Raw genomic sequence first — 21,066 nt, 5'->3', positions numbered from 1 at the left:
CCCAAATACATGAAAGTACTTAATTTTTGCTATTTTTATTTTTAATTCTTTTTATGATGTTCTTCGAATTTATCTTCTTCTACTTTAGTAGTAAAGACTGTTAATTTAAAAAATACATATAGTAAATAAATGCCAACAATAATTGTAGGTAGCATAATCCACCACCAACTAAGAGCAATAGCTCCCCCTGCCTTTAATCCCATTATAAAGCATTGAACACATGCGATAACAATCATTACCCAAGTTTTACCATCGATTTTTGTCATAATAATCAACTCCTTTGTTTATAAAAAAAGACTGGACAAGAGTCACAGCCTTTATATCAAATAGAAATTATTAGTTGCGTGCTTCGTAATATTCGATACGTTCCATCATTACGTCAGCATAGTCTTTCATAACTTTTTCTTGACGATCGATTAATTCCATTTCATCTTCTGGTAAATCTACTTTGTCTGTAACTGTATCCAATTCTTTAATTTTTGCATTAATAACTTCAACATCTTTTGTTAAGTCGTTAATCATTTCTTTGTAATCTTTATTCATAATAGAATCCCTCCTTGATTATATTTTAAGTATATACCAGTTATGTTTGAACATACTAATATAAAGCCTCATTAATATGAAAACTTTATTTATTCTTATAAATTAAGTTTTGTGCTACATATAATAATGTTATCTAAATTCATGATCTTTCATTATGTTATTGGATAATAAAAAAATGTATCATATAATGATACATTTTTTAAGTTATTTAGCTTATTTATAATTTAATAGTAATATCTATTATTAATACAACGCATAAAAGTAATAGTTGACGATAAATTAATTGTCCATATTAAAAATCTTTAAATTAAGTACATTAAAACATATTGGTAAAAATGTATATTCAATAATTTTTACAAGTTGTTTTTTCAAAATAGCGTATTTTAAGCATGGTATAACAGCAATTCCTATAATAAATCCCGCTACAATTAATAATGATGCTAGATTATTATTATGATTTTTTTTAAAAGCAATAATACTAGCAATAAACACAATAATGTTTATAGTAAAATAAAGCAAAAATATAATATTGTTCCACAACATAAACTAATCAATCCATTCTTTCATATAAATATCTAAGCTTCTTTATGATACCTTATAAAGAAAGAAATTTCTTTAATTGTTTATTAATTTTGATAATTTTTTAGATTTTATTAGTATAAATATTTATTTATAACTTTTTTATTATTAAAAAAAGCTCCCCTTAGTAAAGGAAGAGCTTAAAAATACCCAGATTATCTAAAAATATACTCTGTTGCAATATTTCATAAAATTTTATTGTCGACTTCGATGTCGTGTTTGATGTTGCTTTGCTTTAATCAATTCATTTTGTTTGATTTGCATTTGTTGTAACTCATATTCAATTTCAGTCAAAACTTCAATCTCAGTTTTCTGAATATCTAATAAGTGTGGCCACTGAACCTCATTTAATTGATCCACTTTTTTATGCAAATTGCGTAATTCCATTTCTGTTTTTTGATTTGTTTTATAATCATTTTCTGCATCAAATCGATCACGTTCTGCTTGACGATTTTGACTCATCATAATAACAGGCGCTTGTAATGCAGCTAAACAACTTAAAAATAAATTTAATAAGATAAATGGATATGGATCAAAATCTAGGCCAAAAATATGTAATGTATTAATTGACATCCAAATAAAAAGAAATATACAAAAAGCGATGATAAATCCCCAACTACCAGCATATTTAGCTAATGCATCAGCAATTTTTTGTCCTTTTGTTAATCTCATATTATTTGTATTTTTAACAACATAATGATTACTATTTAAATTTTTTTCTAAACTTGCATTTATTTTACGATTAGATTCTAAATCTTCATTAATTGTTTTTTCTAGGTTATTTAATCTAATATGTTGCAAGTCACTCAAACAAATAAAAGATGATGGTTTTATATCTTTATAATGTTCTTTTATCTGTTCAACTAAATCTCCACCTAAATTTCTTAAATAGAATCCTTCCATTACTGAATAATGTTTCCCACAAATGACGCAAGTTGCTGTCTTTTTAGCGGCCATTTTATCACTCTTTTCAATTTATTAATTGATATGATTTAAATCCAAATCAATATCTCCTCTTTGTTTTAATTATATTAACGATGAATTTCTTGATTACGATCACGTAAAAATATTAAATTATTTTCATCAGAAAAATCAGGACTATATTCATATCCTAAATCATTGAAGTTAATTAATTTATGAAAATCTTGAATTTGATTTTCAGCCATATATCTAACCATTTCACCGCGAGCCATTTTAGCATATGTATTATCTTGAATAACTTTATGCTTAGTTGGATGATAATAACCAAAAACACATGATACCATTTTAATCTTTGTATTTTTTATATAACGTGATACTTGGGATGCATACATTTTTGATGCTAAATTTATAATTAGATTATCGTCTTGAGTCAAAACGTTAAACCAAGAATCATTCCAAAAAGCATGTAAATTTTTAGTGCCATTTACATGAGCTTTAGCTTTCATTTCAAGTCTATACGGAACAACCCCATCAAACGGTCTTAATACTCCATAAAAGCTAGATAAAATACGTAAATGCTCTTGAATATATTCTAATGCATTATCCGTAAATAAATCTGGGGCCATATATTGATACTGTAATCCGCAAAAAGCTAAAATTGCTGGTGTTTGAATCTCATTTTTTAAATCCATTTTTCTTAAGCGATCCATGTTTAATTCAAATAATTTATCATTTGTATGCCAAAGTTTACGTAATTCATCGACAGTTAATGATTTTAAATATTTTTCAATTTGGATTGCTTTATCTAATAGAGCAGGCGTTGATAAAACGTCAAATGTATCTGCATCCACTTGCATTTGTTTTGCAGGTGAAATAATTATTTTCATTTAAATCAGTCCTCATCATAGTCTTTTAGATTAACTTGTTGGTTACTCTTTTTCGCTTGTTCAAAGTATTCAGACGTGATGTATGAATGAATTCCATAATAATAAAAGATTAATGACACTATAATTAAAATAATAAAATCAAATGGGTATTTAATTAAACCAATTCCACCAAACTCTGTACTTCCAATATATGATAATAAGGCTAAAACTCCAAGGAAAAGGAGTAGCCATAAACTGGATTTAATATGTTTCTTAGTTTCTGGCCAACCTAATCGTCTTTCATAGTAGAAATAGATTGGTAATCCAATTAAGATAATTAAAATAACTTCAATTGTAGTTGGCCACATTGCCCAATATGCAGCTAAACTTGCTAACACGAATGAAATAGGTGCTAGGATATTTAGATGATTTAATTTAACAGGTCGAATGAAATTTGGTGCCATTTCACGTAATGAAACTACAGAAACAGGTCCTGTTAAAAAGGCAATTAATGTAGCGGTTGAGATTACACTTGCTAAAATTCCCCAATTTCTGAAAAGTGTAACCATAATAATACTTATGAATGCATCGATAACTAATGCAACACGAGGTGTCCCATACTTTTTATGAATTTTTCCGACTGACTCAGGAAAATGTTTGTTTTCCTTAAATGCAGCTAATGTACGAGCACCAGATGCAACAAATGAGACGCCTGTTCCAAAAGGAGAAATAAATGCTTCCATGTAAAGTAATACTGATAACCAATACATTCCAAGCATAATTGCTAAATCTGCAAATGGTGATTGGAAATTAAGTCCATGCCAGCCAACTTGTGCAATTGTACTTGGCTTTACTACTCCGATAAATGTGATCTGTAAGGAAACATAAATGACGAAGGCAATAAAAAGTGATAAAACAACCCCTCTTTTTATATTCTTCTTAGGATTTTGAATTTCACTCCCCATATTAATTACTGTTTGGAAAGCATCATATGAGAAAATGATTCCAGAAACAGTTGTTGCAGAAAAAATTGCAGCAGTTCCATAAGGCATAAATTCATGAATTGAGCTACCAAAGTTTTGTGGATGAAAACCAGAAATAACAAGCATTACAATTGTTAAAATCGGAATTCCCAATTTAAAAAATGAAACAAAATTTGTAAAACGAGTTAGCAATTTAACAGACCAATAATTTAATAATGTAAAAATGATGATAAAAATGTAAACAACAAATAAACCATTATTAGAAATTTGATCTCCACTCATTAAAATATGGGTCCAGTTGGCCCACTTCCAAGGCCATGAACTCATATATTGAACACAAGCAACCGCCTCAATTGGGATGATTGTAACTAAAGAAATCCAATTGGCCCAAGCAGCAATGAAACCTAAAAGTGAGCCGTGAGTATATTGCGCATAATGACTCATTCCCCCACGTTCAGGGAACATTGCTCCAAGTTCTATATAATTAAAAGCAATTAACCCAATTACAACAGCACCAATAATCCATGAAAAGATTGCAGCAGGTCCTGCGACTTTAGCAGCCTCCCATGATCCAAATAACCATCCTGAACCAATAAGTGAGCTTAACGTTAACATAACTAATGAAAATAAGCTTATTTTTTTCTTCATAAAAATTCTTCTTTCCCTCTAAATTTAAAATAAGTAATCCGTTTATCTTTAATTTACATGTCAAACAATTTTTGACTTAATTCTATTTCCTTCGGGTCTGGGTTACTATTTTTAAATTCAATTTTGCCTTTCGAGGTATCAGAAGTTAATTTACCAATATCCTTTAGTTTACGTTGAAGTTGCATTGCAGCACCCATACTACCATCATAAATTTCAACATCATTTCCGACAACTTCTTGAATTGCTTTTTGAGCAAATGGAAAGTGAGTGCATCCAAGTACAATTGCGTTTACAGGTAATTTATCATCTAAAATTTTATGCAAGTATTCTTTAATTCCAGAAGAAAGTAATTCTCCTCGTTCAACGTACTCTACTAAATCTGGAGCTGGAGCTTTTATAATTGTTGCTTCATTTTTAAAACGCTCTGCAGATTGATCAAATTTTTTACCGACTAATGTTAAAGGTGTTGCCATTACAATAACTTTTCCATGTGAATTATTTTGAACAGCCGGTTTAATGGCAGGCTCTAGACCAATTATTGGGATTGAATATTCCTCACGCAATCTATTAATAGCAGCACTTGTAGCAGTATTACATGCTATCACAATTGCTTTAACATGGTACTTATTAATAAGCATCTCAGTAATTTTTTTGCTCAATTCATAAACTTCCTGAGTGCTTTTAATTCCATAAGGTGCATTTGCAGAATCGCCAAAGAAAATATAGTCTTCATTTGGCATTAATTTATAAATTTGCTTTAATACACTTAACCCACCCAAACCGGAATCAAATACTCCAATTGGTTGTTTAAATGTCATACAGTACCTCCATATTCTTTAATTTTATTTTTACTTGATGCAACGATAATTTTTGTATGTTTACTAAACATATTTCGTTGCTCTTTAGTTAATTCTTTATCTGTAATAAAGGTTGAAATTATATCTAATGGACAAATTCTATAATATGATTTATTTACAAATTTTTGATGTTCTGCCACCAAGACAACTTTACGTGCTTGTTGAGCTGCAACACCAACAATTTCTGCATCTCCTTGATCTAACAAGTATACTCCATTTTCATCAATTCCGGATGCAGCAATAAATGCAGTATCAAAAACAACATTTTGTAATTCTTTAACTGCTAAATTTGAATAAAAATACCTATTTTCATGATTTAATGTACCACTTGAAATTTTGACAGTTACCTTATTATGATCAGATAATGCAATGCAATTATCTAATGAATGGGTATGTACTGTTAAATCCATATTTAAATTTTGGCATGTTTTTAATAGGATTGTAGAAGATCCAATAAAATAAACATGATGAGGTTTAAAAAACTTTAACGCCTCCATTGCGATATGAGTTTTTTCTTTTGTGAATTGTCCTAAACGGCTTTGGTAATTCGGGACACTACGACCAAAATCTAACGGAAGAATCCCTCCATGCGTACGACGAACTTCACCACGTTCTGTTAATAAAACAATGTCACGTCGTGCGGTGTCTTGAGAAACTCCAAATTCATCCATGATATTTTTAGTTGTTAGTTCTTGACGATCTTCAAGAAGCTGTTTAATTAATTCAATTCTTTTCTCTTGAATCAAAACTACATCCCCATTCTACTTAGTAACATAATCTATTATAACTTAAATTTATAATGAATCAAAAAATTTAAGGATTTACTTAAATATGCTTTGAGGAATTTTTTTAGGTATAAAAAATAAGCAGTTTAATGACATACTTAGGTCTGAGTATTAATTAAAGAATTATGCTTCTTTTTCTCCAATAAGTTCAACCATTTTAATGATAACATCAACAGCTTTTTCCATTGTATCTACATCTGCAAATTCAAAGCGTGAGTGCATGTTATCTGCTCCAGTGAAAATGTTTGGTGTTGGAATTCCCATGAATGAGATCTTAGAACCATCAGTACCACCACGTACTGGATAAATATCTGGTTTAATTTGTAAATCTTCCATTGCTTCTTTAGCAATGTCAACTACAGTCATATCTTTTTCAATTACTTCACGCATATTGTAATATTGATCATTCATATCAATAATTACACGTTCTTCGCCAAATTCGTCATTCATACGTTTAGCAATATCTAACATCAATTGCTTACGAGCTTCAAATTTTTGACGATCGTGATCACGAATAATGTAAGCTGAATGAGCTTCGTCAATTTCACCATTTAATGAAAGGAGTAAGAAGAAACCTTCGCGACCTTCAGTCTTTTCAGGAACTTCATCTTGTGGTAATTGGCTATCAAATTGCATTGCTAGTTTCAAGGCATTAATCATTACACCCTTTGCTGTTGCGGGATGAACATCTTTACCTTTGAAAGTGATTTTAGCTTGTGCAGCATTGAATGTTTCATATTCTAATTCACCTAATGGACCACCATCAACTGTATAAGCAATATCAGCACCAAAATCATTTGTGTCAAAGTGATCGGCACCTGTTCCAATTTCTTCATCAGGTCCAAAACCGACTTCGATTTCACCATGTTTAATTTCAGGATGTTTTACTAAATATTCCATTGCAGTCATAATATCAGTGATTCCACACTTATCGTCTGCGCCAAGCAATGTATCTCCGCTTGTAGTAATAAGTGTATGATTTTTTGATTTATGTAAATTAGGGAATTCACTTGGAGAAAGTGTATATTCGCTATCACCTAATTTAATATCTGATTCACCATCATAATTTTCGATAACTTGTGGTTTAACATTTTCAGCATTAAAATCAGCTGTATCCATATGAGAAATAAAACCAATTTTTTTAGCTGTTTTACCTGCAGGAAGATTGCTTGGCAATGTTGCAAATACATAGCCACTTTGCTTGTTTAGGCGCACGTCTTGCATTCCGATTTCTTTTAATTCTGCCATTAAATCCTTCGCAAATTCAACTTGTGATTGTGTAGAAGGAATTGTAGTAGATTCTGCATTTGAACGTGTGTTTTTCTTTACATATGAAATAAAACGAGGAATTAAAGATTCATATTTTGTCATACTCGTCAAGCCTTTCTGCTTATAAATTCAATGATTTTCATCATGATTTTATGATAAACTTTTAAAATTTTGTTGTCAAATTCTCTTGTTAAATTTTCTAACATGAAAAAATGCACCCTAAATTGGATGCATTTAACTTAAATAAACTGATATGGATTTGTGTTAATTTCTGATTGATAAATATCAATATTCCATTTTTCATTTTGATTCCATTTACTAAAGAGCTTCGTTAAATGAGGCTTACATATATATTCAATATAATGACCTGCATCTACTGCATTTAATCCAGAAGCTAAAATATCATGCCCCACATGATAAGAAATATCTCCTGTTAGATATAAGTCAGCACGTTTTTGAAGTGCATTTGTATAAAACCGGGCACCAGAACCACCTAAAATTGCAATTCGTTTAACTGTTTTATTAATATCTTTACTAATAACACGAGTTCCTGGAATATCAAAAACTTCATTACATTTTTCTGCAAATTCCTTTACTGTCATTGATTTAGGTAATTCACCGACGCGGCCCATGCCAAATTTTTGACCTAAGCCCTCTACCTGATAAAGATCATAAATAAAATCTTCTTGTGGGTGATTTTCATGCATCGCAAAAAGTACTTGTTTTTTTATTCTTTCTGGAAAGAATACTTCAATTTTCTTTTGTACCATTTCAACCATTTCGTTTTTAGATCCAGTATAGGAGTGCTCTTCTTCTCTAGTTGGAAGAAGAGGCTCTGTATTTTGCAAATCAAAAACTTCTGCCAGCCAATCATTCATTCCACCGTTAGCATTATCTAAATTAGTATGTGCACCATATACAGTAATTCCATGTTTTATGATTTCAGCATACATTTTATTTTGTGGAATGCTCAAATCTAATGGTTGTACTGGTCTAAACATTGCAGGATGGTGTGCAAAAATAAAATCAACATTATGATCAATTGCTTCTTGTACAGTTTCTGGACGAACATCTAATGTTACCATCATTTTATGAACTTCTTGGTTTAAATCTCCTAATTGTAATCCGACTGGATCACCATCTTCAGCAATCCACTTAGGAGCAAGTTCTTCAAATTTTGACACAATATCCTTAACTTTAGTCATTATTCAAGACCTCTTTAATATATTGATTTTTATTTTCTAATTCTTTAATTCGATTTAATGGTACTTTTTTTGCTTTTTTCATTTGTTCAATAGCATCGTTATTTTTTTGAATTTCTTTTTGCCATTTTTTAATGTAGGCAGCATTTTTTTCATGTCGCAAATATACCCCAAATTGTAAGTCTTCTGGTGATAAAGATTTTACTTGTGGGTTATATTGAGCTACTAATATTTCATAAATGTGTTGATCTTCATCTAGGATAATTTCATTAGTGATTTCATATTGATGCTCGAATAACCACTGACGTAAAACATCACTACCAACATTTGGTTGTAAAATTAATAAAGGATGATTAACTAATTTTTCTTTTCCTTCATTTAGTATTTTGCGAATGAGAGTACCACCCATGCCACAAATTGTAATGGTATCAATTTTATCAGAAGGTAAAATTGCAGCTAAACCATCAGCTAATCGTGGAATAATGACATGTTCTAAATTTTGAGCTTTAATTTCATTATATGCATTTTCGTAAGGGCCTTTTACGACTTCTCCAGCAATTCCAAAATCAATTATATGATTTAAAGCTAAGTTGACTGGTAAGTATGCATGATCAGATCCGATATCAGCTATACGTGCGTTTTTTGGAACAAATTCAGCAACTTTTTGTAATCTTTTCGATAAATGTTTGGCATCCATCTAATTTTTCCCTTTCAACTACTCTAAGAAATCTTTCAATTGTTTTGAACGTGAAGGATGACGTAATTTTCGCAAAGCTTTAGCTTCAATTTGACGAATACGTTCTCTTGTAACGCCAAATACTTTACCAACTTCTTCTAGAGTTCTTGTACGACCATCGTCTAATCCAAATCTTAGACGTAAAACATTTTCTTCACGATCAGTTAATGTATCTAGTACACTATCAAGTTGTTCTTTTAATAATTCATATGCAGCATGATCTGCAGGACTTGTTGCATCCTGGTCTTCAATGAAATCACCTAAATGTGAATCATCCTCTTCACCGATTGGTGTTTCTAATGAAACTGGTTCTTGTGCAATTTTAAGAATTTCGCGAACTTTTTCGGTTGGCATATCCATTTCAGCACCGATTTCTTCTGGAATAGGTTCACGTCCTAAATCTTGTAACATTTGACGTTGAATACGAATTAATTTATTAATTGTTTCAACCATGTGTACTGGAATACGGATTGTACGTGCTTGATCAGCAATGGCACGAGTAATTGCTTGACGAATCCACCATGTAGCATATGTTGAAAATTTGAATCCTTTACGGTAATCAAATTTTTCTACAGCTTTCATAAGTCCCATATTACCTTCTTGAATTAAGTCAAGGAATGACATTCCACGACCTACATATCGTTTAGCAATAGAAACAACTAAACGTAAGTTAGCTTCTGCAAGACGTTGTTTGGCTTCTTCATCACCTTGTTCAATTCTTAAAGCAAGTTCAATTTCTTCATCAGCAGTTAGTAAATCAACTCGACCAATTTCTTTTAAATACATTCTAACAGGATCGTTGATTTTTATTCCTGTTGTAGGAGCAGAAACATCTTTTTTAGCTTCTTCTGCAGCATGATTTGCAGCCTTAAGACTTGCTTTACTTGGTTCACCATTCTCATCTACAACTGAAATTCCAGCATCTTCGACACGTTCAATTAATATATCCATTTGATCTGCATCCAAATGCATTGATTCAGCAATTTTTTTACTTAATTCATCATATTGAATTTGTCCTTTGCTTTTATAATCCTTAATTAGTGAATTTACTTCTTTTTTAAAAGTCTTTTCATCAAATTTCATTTCTTTGTTTGCCAAATCAAATTCCTCCTATATTAATGTCGATTTCATAACATCTTTTTGACGTAATAAATTAGTTTTTTCCATTATTAACGACATCAGTTGTTGACTATCGTTCATACGTTTAGCTTTATTGATTTTTTGCTCAATTATTTTGAGCTTTTCATCAATTGGATACTCATCCATGATTAAATTTATACAATCATCGATTTCCTTATTTGTTGCCTCACCAAGATATTCTTCCATCTCTAAATCAGTAATCATTTTTTGTAACTGTTCATCTTGAACATAATCTAGAAAAACAGCACTCTTAAATTCATTATATTGGTTAAAGTACCCTTCAGCAACCACATATATTGTTTGATAATTCTCATGAATGAAGGTAAAGTTTTCAATTTCATGAACTTTAACCCATACACTATGATCATGAAGTAGACGATAAAGCAATAATCGTTCTGCTTTTTCTATTCTTGAATATTTTGTTTCTGAATCTGTTAAGTTAATGCTGTTTGTGATTTCTTTTTGGTAATCATTAAATGATCGGTGATCTTTTGGAAAATTAGCGTACTCAGATTCTTGCCTATTTTGTTGTTGCTGAGTTATAAGGGACTGTAATTGTGATTCTAAATTTTGATATTCAATTCCAAAACGAGAAGCTAGTCGGTTCAAATATAAATCTCGTTCTATTGGATCTTTTATTGTAGCTAGCTCTTTTAAAATTGCAGTAATATACGTTAATTGATCATTTTCATTTTCTAAATTAATACCTTTAGCATAATAGCGCATAAAGAAATTAATAGGAGTTTCACGGCGATCAATTGTAAATTCCTTAAACTTATCAGCACCATATTTTTTTATTACTTCATCTGGATCAAGTTTATCTGGAAGATTAATAACTCCAAGATCAAAATGTTCCAGTGGCATTAACATTTCTAATGCACGCTTAGTTGCTTTTTGACCTGGATCATCACCATCATAACAAATCGATAAGTTTGACACTAAATGACTTAATATGCGAACTTGTTCATCAGTTAAACTTGTTCCCATTGATGCAACGCCATTTGTAACTCCTGCTTTATATGCAGAGATTACATCCATAAATCCTTCAAATAAAATGACGGATTTGTTTTGTCTCATTGTTACTTTAGCTTTGTCTAAATTAAAAAGCACTCTGCGTTTATTAAAAATCGGTGTTTCCGGAGAATTTAAATATTTAGGAATGGAAACATCAACTTGATTTAGTATTCTTCCAGAAAAAGCAATTGGATGTGCATTCTCATTCCTTATAGGAAACATCACACGCCCTTTAAATCGATCAGTAAGATTATCAATTGGATTATCACTATTGGTTGAGTGTTCAATAAACAATCCTGACTTACGTAACAACTGATAATCGATTTTCTTTTCTTTTACGAAATTTTTTAAAATATCAGTCTCTGGAGCATAACCAAGTTGGAATTTTTCAATTAAATCATCATTTATTTCACGCTTATGCAAATAATCCAATGCATCCTGCCCAAGTTCTGTATTTACAAGAATATGGTGATATAACTGATTTGCCTTTTGATATAAGTCAATTAACTTGCCATTTTCAGAAGATTGCGTAGAATCAAGAGCATTCGTTTGTAAATATTTAGGATCTAAATGGACATTTCCAAGTTCGGCTACACGAATAAATGCCTCTGGAAATGTTAAACCTTCAGACTCCATAATAAATTTATATACATTACCTCCACGATGACAAGAAAAACAATTAAAAATTTGTTTTTGCTCATTTACGGAGAATGAAGGAGTATTTTCGGGATGAAAAGGACAAAAACCAAACCAATTTTTTCCAGATTTATGCAACTGGACTTTTTGACTGACTATGTCTAAAATGTTAACTTCAGAACGGACTTCGTCAATTAATTCAGATGGTATTTTCATCATTATTCCTCCTTCTATATATAAAAAGGGTAAAAAATCCCCACTGTTTTCAGTCAAATTTAATTTTAGGATAATTTATAAGTGAAGTCAAGATTTATAAATTACATTGAATTATTGTTAAATACGTTTTTGATATAAAATAAAAAGAATTGTAATGATATACAATTCTTTTACATTATTATGTCTTTATTAGGATTTATTTTTCTTATAAAAAAGCGATATTATGATTTTTATAACCTGTTTATCTTTAATAGTAATACTCTGATTTTTTTAAAACACTTTCTTTACAAAAGAGTGAGAAAAACAAAAATTTTTTCTTCTATATTAATAGTCTTAAAATTTTACGGTCAAGAATGATTAAAACCATTATTTTTAATCAGAACAATATCCAAGATAATTTAATAATTTATCATCTAAAATTGAATCCATTTCATAACCAAAGTCAGCCACAGTGTAATCATCTTCTTTTAACAATACATCACATTTTAAAGTCCTATCCCCATTAATATAACATGGAACATCAATACAGGACATTGAATCATAAATCCCTGGCAAAACATTTTTATACTGAATCGTAATTTTTTTAATTTTATTTTCTTTATCATCATTTTTAATACAATTGATGATATTATCCTCATTCTGTTCTGCAATTCGTTGAGCTTTTTGGCAAGCTTCTTGATGAAATTCAATACTATTCTCAACAATTTCTTTTTTCAGATCAACCAATCTTATAGTAAGCACACCTATAAAAGAAAAAATACATATTCTAAATAAAATTTTTAGTAATTGTTTCTGTTTATCCTTTTTTTTCATTTGATAATCCCTTTCATATATTCTACTAATGTTATATATTAATGTAAAATAACCATTTTTTCTAGAAGGTATTAAAAGATGAAAAAATTTTTCAAGGGATTAATATTTATTGGATTATTAGCAATTTTAATTGAACTATTCATTGGCCAATACCGCTTATATAATTATAATTACCGTTATTCTGATAGCCAAAGAATAAGTTACTTATGTGATTTAAACCACCTTATTGATGGTGTTCCTAAACCTAATGTTGAAATTTTAGTTCAAAATAACGTAAAGGTTGAAAATGTTAGAGGCTTCAACGAAGGAAATTGTTGTGCTTTAGTTTTATCGACTAAACATTTCGATTTTAAATTATATAATGATGGCACACAGGTCATTCATCCTAAAAGAAATAATGAAGAAATTATATATAACGGTAATGATTATTATGAAGAAACAACTTATTGTGATAATCAAGTTCATAATAAAGCTATCAATGCTAAAACTAAAAATTTAATCAAAAAAGAACTTCATGCAAAGCTTTCAAAAATTGGAATGGATATGGATTTTCAAATTTATAACTATATAAGTTCTAAATACATTAAAGACTAAGAAGTTAGTAAAACTACAATATATAATTGATGTTAGGTAACTAAAATTTCATACTAGTGGATTTTCCCAGTTAATTCCCTGTTTTCATCAGTTCCGATATTCTTACCTTTAAACGTCAATAACTAATTACTCGATTATCATTGGTAGCTTGTCCTGCCGGTTCAAGTTTAGGTTCAATTAATTCAACTTCCGTATCGGGAGCAAAAGTTTTAGATCCCGCAATTACTGGAATTTGCACTTCTAATAAATCCTTTTGCCGTTCTGAAATCACATTATATTTAATTGCCGTTACACGTCGATTTGTTTTAACTTCTTCACCTTTACCTTAAAATAACAACTTACCAAAAGTAGAAGCTTTTGGAATTAAATATTCACTCATGTTTTTCATTCCTTTCATAAACATCAGAATTATAAAAATAAAAACGAGTTCCAAACTCGTTTCGTAAACTAATTATTTAATTTTATTCTATAAAATCAAGAAATCTATTATTCCAAATATTTTCGTAAAAATTAATCATTCTATCAGCTTTTAAATATTCATTATCAAAAGTAGTTGTAGAATTATGAACCATAGTTAATTGATAGCCAAGATCATGTGCTACTTTAATTGTTGTATCAACGCAATATTCAACTTGAGCTCCACAAATTTGCAATCTATTTATATCGAGATGTCTTAATAATTCATGAAGATTAGTTTTATAAAATGAATCAGCATGAAATTTTTCAATATAATAATCATTATTATGCAAATCAGAAATTAAATTCCATTCAAATGATCCATGTATTAAATCTTCATCTTTATGTTGAATAAAAATTACAGGATTAGTACTTAAATGAAACTGATCAATTTGATCATTAATATTTTCAATTACATTTCTGTAATTATAAATTTTCCCATCTTTACAAACGCCATTTTGCAAATCTATTACTAACAATGCTTTTTTCATTGTTTCTTTCCTTTACTACTTTTTTGATATGCTTCTTTATAACCTTCAAGGTAATCAATAATTTCATGCAATTTCCCATTGAAAAGTTTATTAATTCGTGTCAAAAGCTTTAATGAAACAAATTTAAATCGATTGAATTTATCTGATAATCCCTTTGCATACCCTAATTCAAAATCACTTAACTTATTTCTCGTAACATTCTTATACTTATAAGTATAAGAATGAGAATTATATGATGAATAGGCATTATTATAATCTCCATTTTCATAATGTTTTTTTACATAATCATGAATATTGAATTTCATTATAATTACTCCTTAAAAATTAAACACTTAATTTAAGTGTATCACTTCCTAGCTTGTAAAGTTTCTTTTACATATTAAAAAATATCTTTATTCTCGTAATTTTGACTTTATTTTATCCAAAAATACTTCTCTAGTTTTTAAATTAGATTTCTTTATTGAACCCAATTGAGTAAATTTTATTTTTGATACACCAATTTGTTTTAAGGTCATTTTAATCACATGATTAATTCCATTTATTTTTAAATATGGAATAGGTGAATTTGAAGTCGTAATTATTTGAACTTCCTTAATATTTTTTAATTTTCCAATCACTCCCATAGGAGAATCTTCATAAGCAAAATGTTTACTGAAAACTTTATCAAAAAATCCTTTTAAAATTGCAGGAATACTATTCCACCAAATAGGAGTAATAATGATCAACTTAGTCGTTTCTTTTAAAATTTTTTGATATTTAATTACTTGTTGGTCAATAATAGTACCAGAATTATATTGAGATAATTCTTCTTTAGTAATAGTTGGATTGAAACCATCTCGATATAAATCAATAATTTCAAAATCATAATCTTGTGATTTTATTACATTAAAAATTTCATAACAAAAGCTTTTATCATAAGGATGTGCTAATATTAGTGTTTTCATTTTATTCTCCTCTTTTTAAAAATTTAATTTAATCAAAATAACGAATCATCATTTGTTTAATATTATTTTTTATCCACGCCTCATCAGCTTCTAAATCATTATTTGAAATAATAACTGATAAACCAACAATATAGCTCCATAAATGGATTCCAACTTCTAAATAATCCCTTTCAGAAGATAATTCACAAACAAGTGTCATAAATGTAGACAACGCTGGATATTGATTAATATCAAAATTATTAATTTTAACAGGTGTCATCGTACAATTTAAAAATAATGAATTAAATTCATTAGTATGTTCTTTAGCATAATTTACAAAATTAACTCCCATTTTTACTAAATTTTCCTGTGCTGTGCCGGTATTGGCCCCTTTCGTTAGAAATTCATTAAAATTAATTTCTAACTTATTCATTACTGCATTTAAATAATCTTTCTTATGTGGAAAGTATTTATATAAACTTGAATGAGAAACATTACATTTATTTGTAATTTCTCTTAAAGATAGTTCATTAATCCCTCTTTTTTTTATTTGTATTATGCCTGCATCTATTAAAGATGACTTTAAGTTAGATTTTTTCCGTGGCATTTAAATTTTCCTTCCGTTTTATGATAAGTGTACAGTGTACACTTATTATAAAACAAATTATAAATATTTGTAAATCGTTCTTCACCTTGTTATACAAATAAATTGTTAAATTAAAATTTTTAAAGCACATTTAAAAAGCATTCATGTTTTCATAACTTTTTGCTTTAACTTTATTAAATTTAACTATTCTTAGCAATCACTCCTTCTAAATCGTAATTTGTAATAACCTGCAACAATCAGTTTTTAACTATTTAACTTTCATATTTAACCGCTCCGGTAACTTAAATACCATCATGCGCCTCTATATCTTCAACTTGTTTTAAAGCTTGCCCATTTTAAATTGATTATATTTTTATTTCCTTGATAAGCCTTCTTTTCTATTAAATTTTATTATAAAAAAATTGCATCAAATTTTGTTGATGCAATTAATTTAATAAAAATGATCAAAATAAAAAATAATTAAACTAGGGATTTTTTATGTCATTATAACTCTTAGCATTTGCATATGATCTTATCAGTTTATAATCCTTTATACTTTTTACATTACGTGAAAATTCTGCAAAATCATCAGCTTCCCAAAGATATATTTCAAATCCAAATTTCTCTTTAAGAAAATCCGCTATATATACAGTATCATTTATAATGGGGAGGGCAATAAAAAGCGCAAATACTTCTTTACTTTTTTTATCAGTTTCTATTGTTGTTTGTATATGATTACGAATCGAGGGAATTTCATGTTCAGATTGGAAACTTCGACTTTTACTTATTGTAGGTTCAACAAGCGCATGCGTATCATCCTCATAAACATCAATATCTGCTACTCCACCTGGCGCTGTATTATATGGTATTCCTTCATCATCTGCCTTATAATGCGGAATAACTTTTACTTCAGGTAAAGCCTTTTTTACAGTAATTGCTATTAGAAACTCTAATCTAGTAGGCTCATTTATATATTTAAGAAAGTTATTATTTGTTTGTCTTTTGTCAATGCATTTTACTAATTCTTCTTTTAAAACATTCCATTTTAATTCTTTTGACCATTTCTTAATAGCTGTAATCTTTTCATTAAATTCTTTTTCTGAATTATCATTTTCATTTTTAAATTGTAAAATTTCTTCAATTGAACCCATATATTCAAAGTACTGATTTTCATCACTAAAATTTTGATTAGCATTCATATTCTCTATGATATATGTAATCTTATCATTTTCATTATGGTTGATATCAATAAAATTACCTATCCCTTTCAGAGAAACCAACATTGTTAATCGTAGCTTCCGAATAACTTCATCAGGTGTTTCAATCATTATTTGCCGCATTTTATAATTTTTCTTTTCTTTTTCTATGAATTCTTTATTAGCTGGAATCATTTTGTTTTCTGTACTATCATCTAATAGATTCATAGCATATTCGTAAACCATTTGATCAGAAGTTTTATATCCATATTTCTTTCTAAAGTTATAAATATATTCCCCTAACTTTATATAATCATTATTATTCCATGCAATAATAAATGAAATATCTTGTTTACTGATACCATGTTTTTGATGCATTTCATCTAAATATTTAATAGTATTTAATACTAACGGAAAAAAATTAACACTAATTGTATTTTTTCGATAAGGATTATTAATCTGGTACTTTGAAAAAGCAATTAAAAAAGCTGATTGTTCGTATGAAATATCGATCGTATCTTTTTTAGGAATACCATTACTATATTCGTGAATCATTAAATGGCCATTTTCAGAAATTTTAATTGGCTCTCCTTTAATAAAATAGATAAACCCTAATTCATTAAGAAATCTATACTGAGTCCATAAGCGAGACTCCCAGCCACCCTTCCAATTTTTTTCTTTATGTTTAGTAATAGTATTTTCTAGTAAATAAATAATATCTTTTACACTAACTGTTCCAGCATCATTTTCATCCCATCTTTTAAAAATTTCAGTTACCCTTTGAGACGCTTTTTCCGATTGATCTTTTGCTATAAAGTGAAATTTTCCAATATATTCTTTAGTATATTCGCCCATAGTTGCTTTTGTTGGTTGAAATAGCTTATTTCTAATAACTTCTGCTTCTATATAAAGTGCAGTCTTATCATTAAGAATTTTACCTTCAAAAGGCTCTAATATAGAAACAAATTGTGGAATTCTTTCTGGATTTCTCAATGTAGTATCAAAAGCTATTGGTTTTCTTCTATTAGTCATTATTTTGCTCCTTTATAACATTTGTTACGTATACTTCATGACTATCTTTCTTTAAAGTATTATCAATATAAGAAATATAATTACTTTTTATGCTATAAACATTGTATTTCTCACTCCATTTACGTAAAATGTTGTTTTCTTTTCCTTTATGACTATACATATTAGATAATCCCCATTTAATACCCAAATTATCTAAAGAATCCAAAAGATTATACAACCTAATATCATCTTCTTCATTCCATAACTTATTATAATCGCTCGTTGTTATCAAATAAGGTGGATCAAAATACATAAAATCATTTTGTGTAGGAACAACAGCATGGACAAATTCTTCAAAATCCATTCCTTTAGACATTTTAACTTCATTTTCAACATACCAGTTAGCATAGTTTTTTAATGCAGTAGTAACATTTTTATTCCAATCAACATTTCCAACAGGTAAGTTAAACTCTCCTCTTTTGTTAAAACGAATCATATGATTAAATCCATATATTAATAATAAATATAACAATGAGCTATTTTCTTGATTGGAATTATAATCTGAACGCATTTTTAAATAAGCTGACTTGTTATATTTAGCAAAATAAGTTTTTTTAAACGTTAATTTAAGCTTTTGAATTTCATCATTAGTACCTTCTTCAGATAAGCTTAAACCATAACTGTGAATAATATTATGCATAGCTAATATAAACTCATCAATATGGATAGCGTTTTCCTGTAAAAAAGAGTGCAATTCAATAATTTTCGGATCACAATCATTTAATATAAATTGCTTTGCTTTGGTATTAAGTGATGAACTTCCGCCACCACAAAAAACATCAAAAAATGTATCGATATTATTTGGAAATAAATTCTTTAATTGTGGCATTAATTTATATTTATCTCCAACATAGAATAAAGGCGATCTTATACCTTTAACAACCATAAATTTATCCTACCTTCGTTATAAATAAATACTCTCTATGATTATTAAGATTTGTTTTTCCTGCATTGAAATATCTAAATGACTTATTAAAAACCTTTGTTTCTCCAACGCTATTCAGCGTATTAAGTATTTCTTCATGTGAAATTTTATTTTTAGAACTATTACTTTTTGATTTATATGTATTGTTATAGGTAACTACTATATACTTTACATTTAAATTATGAATTAAATCTTCAAAAACTTGTGGTGCTGAAGATTTACTATAATCACTCATATTTTCTACTGGTGGTTTCATAGCAACTCCTGACAATTTAGGTTTATCCCATTTTATTATTTCTTCTAAGACATGGTAAAAACGTGAATATTGTCTTGAATTATAGGGAGGATCAATAAAAGCCACATCTGCTTTAACATGTTTAGCCAACTCATTAGCATCTTCTCTATAAATAGAAATGTCCTTATTTTTAGTATTAATTGGTGAAATTAAATTAAATACAAACCTATCGTCTATATGTGATTTTTTTCGGTATGCATCATAATGACCAACCGTATTCGCAATTCTATCAGTTGAATATAATAAAGATGCCAATAAGATGCTTTTTTCATGTTCATTTATCGATTCATCTTGAGCTATCATTTCTCTAATCTCACCGATTTTTCGAGCATCATGATTACTAAAATATTTTCCACCATAATTATTAACAAAATAATCATCATCAAGATTATTTTGTATAACAGAGTTATACTGATTTTTTAAATGTAATAATTTTTCTTTACTATAAGGTTCGTCTGAAAAAAACGCTTTATATATTATATTATTGGAATATAAAAAATCATTAATAATAAACTCGTCAAAATAGTTAAGAAAAGCTTTTGTAACAATTCCTGTACCTGAAAATAGGTCTAAAAATGAATTTCCAGATGTATTTTCTTTAACTAACTCAACTATCCAGTCAATTAATTTAAATTTACTTCCAAGGTATCTTCTATTTTGAATTTCAAAATTCATTTTATCTTCTTCTCTTCTCATTATTCTTGTCACTTTCATTTTGATGTGTTCAAATACAGAGTTCTAAATTAGTTTTTTGATAACTATTATTAACTTTTCTGTAATATTTTGACAATATAATTTCATCATTAAGATCTTAGAATATATTTCTAAACAAAATATTATTACAGGTCTCCTCTTAAAAAGATTTTCCAAACTCTTTAATCTTAGTTAAAGGTAATCATGTCAGTTTTTTCTTTATATCTTAGTTGAAAACATATAGTTCAATTAAAATTTAACCACATCAAATTTTTTATTATTTATCAATTAAATTAGATAACTAAAAAATATCTAATTTACTGTTATTTTATTTATATACTTCTAACAATTTTAATAGTTTCGTAAATCAATATGTGATCAATTTGTCATATCTAAAAACAAATAACATAGTGAATTATAGTATAGATATAATTGATTGACAATTTAAAATTAACAAAATGTCAAATGTATATAATTATTTTGATATTATCAATTATATATATTTTTAAAATCACTTACTTGGATAATTTTATCTTGATATCCAACCTGATTCGGCGCTTTGTTAATGATATTTAATTATTAAATAATAACTGTAATCTAGATAACTACAATCCTCATTCTTAATAAA

Annotated in this window: 22 protein-coding genes and 1 pseudogene; 1 reads left to right on the top strand and 22 read right to left on the bottom strand. The window is 28.4% G+C overall.

Features of this window, described 5'->3' with window-relative positions:
* Positions 1-41: 41 nt before the first annotated feature.
* From QPK35_RS03165 to QPK35_RS03100, 14 genes are all read right to left on the bottom strand, one after another.
* Positions 42-266, bottom strand: a complete 225-nt coding sequence (locus QPK35_RS03165; protein ID WP_290034020.1) for a hypothetical protein — start codon at positions 264-266, stop codon at positions 42-44.
* 70 nt (positions 267-336) lie between these two features.
* A complete protein-coding gene (locus QPK35_RS03160) occupies positions 337-543 on the bottom strand; it encodes a crAss001_48 related protein (protein WP_290034019.1) in 207 nt (68 codons plus the stop codon).
* Between the two features lie 279 nt (positions 544-822).
* A complete protein-coding gene (locus QPK35_RS03155) occupies positions 823-1,086 on the bottom strand; it encodes a hypothetical protein (protein WP_290034018.1) in 264 nt (87 codons plus the stop codon).
* Between the two features lie 231 nt (positions 1,087-1,317).
* Positions 1,318-2,079, bottom strand: coding sequence for a DUF1003 domain-containing protein (locus QPK35_RS03150; protein ID WP_290034016.1), 762 nt, complete (start codon positions 2,077-2,079; stop codon positions 1,318-1,320).
* Between the two features lie 74 nt (positions 2,080-2,153).
* Positions 2,154-2,930, bottom strand: a complete 777-nt coding sequence (yaaA, locus tag QPK35_RS03145; RefSeq protein ID WP_290034015.1) for a peroxide stress protein YaaA — start codon at positions 2,928-2,930, stop codon at positions 2,154-2,156.
* 5 nt (positions 2,931-2,935) lie between these two features.
* Positions 2,936-4,540 (bottom strand): APC family permease, encoded by a 1,605-nt coding sequence (locus QPK35_RS03140; protein ID WP_290034014.1) that lies wholly within the window; start codon positions 4,538-4,540, stop codon positions 2,936-2,938.
* A gap of 53 nt (positions 4,541-4,593) precedes the next feature.
* A complete protein-coding gene (murI, locus tag QPK35_RS03135; protein WP_290034013.1) occupies positions 4,594-5,358 on the bottom strand; it encodes a glutamate racemase in 765 nt (254 codons plus the stop codon).
* Positions 5,355-6,143, bottom strand: a complete 789-nt coding sequence (locus QPK35_RS03130; protein WP_290034012.1) for a DeoR/GlpR family DNA-binding transcription regulator — start codon at positions 6,141-6,143, stop codon at positions 5,355-5,357. Before QPK35_RS03130 ends, murI begins: the two co-directional genes overlap by 4 nt.
* A 162-nt stretch (positions 6,144-6,305) precedes the next feature.
* Positions 6,306-7,553, bottom strand: a complete 1,248-nt coding sequence (pepT, locus tag QPK35_RS03125) for a peptidase T (protein WP_290034011.1) — start codon at positions 7,551-7,553, stop codon at positions 6,306-6,308.
* A 137-nt stretch (positions 7,554-7,690) separates the two neighbouring features.
* Entirely contained in the window at positions 7,691-8,656 is a 966-nt protein-coding gene (locus QPK35_RS03120) for a Nif3-like dinuclear metal center hexameric protein (protein ID WP_290034010.1), read from the bottom strand.
* The gene (locus tag QPK35_RS03115; protein ID WP_290034009.1) at positions 8,649-9,350 is read right to left on the bottom strand and encodes a tRNA (adenine(22)-N(1))-methyltransferase; all 702 of its coding nucleotides are present in this window, start codon (positions 9,348-9,350) and stop codon (positions 8,649-8,651) included. The genes QPK35_RS03120 and QPK35_RS03115 overlap by 8 nt, the downstream gene beginning before the upstream one ends.
* An 18-nt stretch (positions 9,351-9,368) precedes the next feature.
* On the bottom strand, positions 9,369-10,472 hold the full coding sequence (gene rpoD / locus QPK35_RS03110; RefSeq protein WP_290034232.1) for an RNA polymerase sigma factor RpoD: 1,104 nt from the start codon (positions 10,470-10,472) through the stop codon (positions 9,369-9,371).
* A 27-nt stretch (positions 10,473-10,499) separates the two neighbouring features.
* Entirely contained in the window at positions 10,500-12,395 is a 1,896-nt protein-coding gene (gene dnaG / locus QPK35_RS03105; RefSeq protein WP_290034008.1) for a DNA primase, read from the bottom strand.
* Positions 12,396-12,767: 372 nt separating this feature from the next.
* Positions 12,768-13,121, bottom strand: a complete 354-nt coding sequence (locus tag QPK35_RS03100) for a hypothetical protein (RefSeq protein WP_290034007.1) — start codon at positions 13,119-13,121, stop codon at positions 12,768-12,770.
* Positions 13,122-13,286: 165 nt separating this feature from the next.
* Between QPK35_RS03100 and QPK35_RS03095 the strand changes: the two genes are divergently transcribed.
* A complete protein-coding gene (locus QPK35_RS03095) occupies positions 13,287-13,802 on the top strand; it encodes a hypothetical protein (RefSeq protein ID WP_290034006.1) in 516 nt (171 codons plus the stop codon).
* Between the two features lie 115 nt (positions 13,803-13,917).
* On the opposite strand, the pseudogene QPK35_RS03090 reads toward QPK35_RS03095, so the two are convergent.
* The 8 genes and pseudogenes from QPK35_RS03090 to QPK35_RS03055 form a co-directional block, all read right to left on the bottom strand.
* Positions 13,918-14,106, bottom strand: a pseudogene (locus tag QPK35_RS03090) (DUF961 family protein); the annotation flags it as partial.
* A 157-nt stretch (positions 14,107-14,263) separates the two neighbouring features.
* Positions 14,264-14,749 (bottom strand): cysteine hydrolase family protein, encoded by a 486-nt coding sequence (locus QPK35_RS03085; RefSeq protein WP_290034005.1) that lies wholly within the window; start codon positions 14,747-14,749, stop codon positions 14,264-14,266.
* On the bottom strand, positions 14,746-15,054 hold the full coding sequence (locus QPK35_RS03080) for a hypothetical protein (protein WP_290034004.1): 309 nt from the start codon (positions 15,052-15,054) through the stop codon (positions 14,746-14,748). Before QPK35_RS03080 ends, QPK35_RS03085 begins: the two co-directional genes overlap by 4 nt.
* An 87-nt stretch (positions 15,055-15,141) precedes the next feature.
* A complete protein-coding gene (locus QPK35_RS03075; protein ID WP_290034003.1) occupies positions 15,142-15,693 on the bottom strand; it encodes an NAD(P)H-dependent oxidoreductase in 552 nt (183 codons plus the stop codon).
* Positions 15,694-15,721: 28 nt separating this feature from the next.
* Positions 15,722-16,279 (bottom strand): TetR/AcrR family transcriptional regulator, encoded by a 558-nt coding sequence (locus tag QPK35_RS03070; RefSeq protein ID WP_290034002.1) that lies wholly within the window; start codon positions 16,277-16,279, stop codon positions 15,722-15,724.
* A 464-nt stretch (positions 16,280-16,743) separates the two neighbouring features.
* A complete protein-coding gene (locus QPK35_RS03065; protein ID WP_290034001.1) occupies positions 16,744-18,486 on the bottom strand; it encodes an AlwI family type II restriction endonuclease in 1,743 nt (580 codons plus the stop codon).
* On the bottom strand, positions 18,479-19,411 hold the full coding sequence (locus tag QPK35_RS03060; RefSeq protein WP_290034000.1) for a Dam family site-specific DNA-(adenine-N6)-methyltransferase: 933 nt from the start codon (positions 19,409-19,411) through the stop codon (positions 18,479-18,481). Before QPK35_RS03060 ends, QPK35_RS03065 begins: the two co-directional genes overlap by 8 nt.
* A 4-nt stretch (positions 19,412-19,415) precedes the next feature.
* The gene (locus tag QPK35_RS03055) at positions 19,416-20,441 is read right to left on the bottom strand and encodes a DNA adenine methylase (RefSeq protein ID WP_290033999.1); all 1,026 of its coding nucleotides are present in this window, start codon (positions 20,439-20,441) and stop codon (positions 19,416-19,418) included.
* Between the last annotated feature and the right edge of the window lie 625 nt (positions 20,442-21,066).

It is taken from the genome of Ligilactobacillus cholophilus (assembly GCF_030389495.1).
GTDB classification, from domain to species: Bacteria; Bacillota; Bacilli; order Lactobacillales; family Lactobacillaceae; genus Ligilactobacillus; species Ligilactobacillus cholophilus.
This window is presented reverse-complemented; position numbering and strand designations above follow the sequence as displayed.